The sequence below is a fragment of the Phaeodactylibacter luteus genome (genome assembly GCF_007993045.1).
GTDB lineage: Bacteria > Bacteroidota > Bacteroidia > Chitinophagales > Saprospiraceae > Phaeodactylibacter > Phaeodactylibacter luteus.
Genome location: NZ_VOOR01000128.1, coordinates 1 through 1503, shown reverse-complemented (window position 1 = coordinate 1503; position 1503 = coordinate 1). Strand labels below are relative to the sequence as shown.

General features: G+C 53.6%; 1 protein-coding gene. It reads left to right on the top strand.

Going from position 1 to position 1503, the window contains the following annotated elements:
- Positions 1–123 precede the first annotated feature (123 nt).
- Complete coding sequence (locus tag FRY97_RS21765; protein WP_147169729.1) at positions 124–1392, top strand: GAF domain-containing SpoIIE family protein phosphatase; 1269 nt, start codon at positions 124–126, stop codon at positions 1390–1392.
- The last annotated feature ends 111 nt before the right edge of the window (positions 1393–1503 follow it).

The window sequence follows — 1503 nt, the reverse complement described above, 5'->3', positions numbered from 1 at the left end:
TAATCGGGCCGGCTTATTACCATAGCGCTGCGCAGGCGCAGCAGAGTTTTTTATATTTAGGGCAATAGATGGCGGTCACTGCTCCTTGCTCCCCGTCAAATGTACACACAGACCATATAATGCATGCCCGGATTTTCGGAACTCCGCAAAGGCTTATCCAGTTTAGAAGCCCTGGAACGCGAGCTCAACCTTAAGCAGCTCCAAATTAACCGCCTGCTGAACATCACGCAAGCCATCAACAATAATGTATCGGCCGAAGGCTTGTTCAATATGTACAAGTCTTTCCTCAGCTGGGAAATCGGCGTGCGCAAAATGGCCCTTTTCGTCAAAGATGAAGAAAACGACGACTGGGCCTGCCCCGCTTCGATCGGCATAGAGGAAGAAGTACAGCCGGAGGTTAGCCGCTACTTCCACAAGTATACCCGCCTGGTCAACGTCGACCGGGAAGAGGATGTTTTCATCCGGCAGTTTGATGTCGTCATCCCCGTACGCCACAAAGACAAGTCCATTGCCTACGTGTTCATCGGCGGCTTCAGTGAAGATGAAGACATGTACAATAAGGTGCAGTTCATCACCACGATCACCAATATCATTGCGGTGGCCATAGAGAACAAGCGGCTGTTCAAGCGTCAGCTCGAGCAGGAGCGCCTGAAGCGGGAAATGGAGCTCGCTGGCGAGATGCAGCGCATGCTTATCCCTAAAACCCTCCCACATACGAGCTGCTATCAGCTCGACAGCATCTACAAGCCGCATTATGGCGTGGGGGGCGATTACTTTGACTTCATCGAGATCGATGAGAACCGGATTATTTTTTGCATCGGGGACATCTCTGGCAAAGGGGTGGCCGCAGCCCTTCTGATGGCCAATTTTCAGGCCAACTTCCACACCTTGATAAAAAAACAGGCCGACCTTGGCGATTTTATACACGACCTCAACCAATCGGTCAACCTCATCACCAAGGGCGAGCGCTTCATCACCTTCTTTATCGCAGCCTACGACCGCCACAATCAGGAGCTGACTTATGTCAACGCAGGCCACAACCCGCCGGTGCTGGTCAACGACGGGCAGCTGCAGCTGCTCGACAGGGGCTGTACGATCTTGGGGTCTTTCCCTAAGCTGCCCGAGCTTGAGGTAGGCAAGGTACACCTCCACGGAGAAGCCATTGTGCTCACTTTCACCGATGGGCTTACGGATCTGCAAAACGAAGCCGGGGACTACCTCAACGAAGAGCAGCTCTATGCTTTTGTGCAGGAGCACTATCAGCTAACCGCCACGCATTTCAACAAGCAGCTGATGGCTCACCTGGAGCAGTTCAAAGGGGACGAGACTTATCCCGATGATTTTACAGTACTGACCTGCAAGATTTTCACGCCCGGGCACCAACAGGGGTAAAGCGCAAATCAGATGGCCCATTTTTAGGGGCCTGCCCCTGCCCAACGGGCAGGTGCCGCTATGCTGCGGGGCTCGCTGCCCGCTCGGCCCTACCGGGCTTAGAGCTTGTTC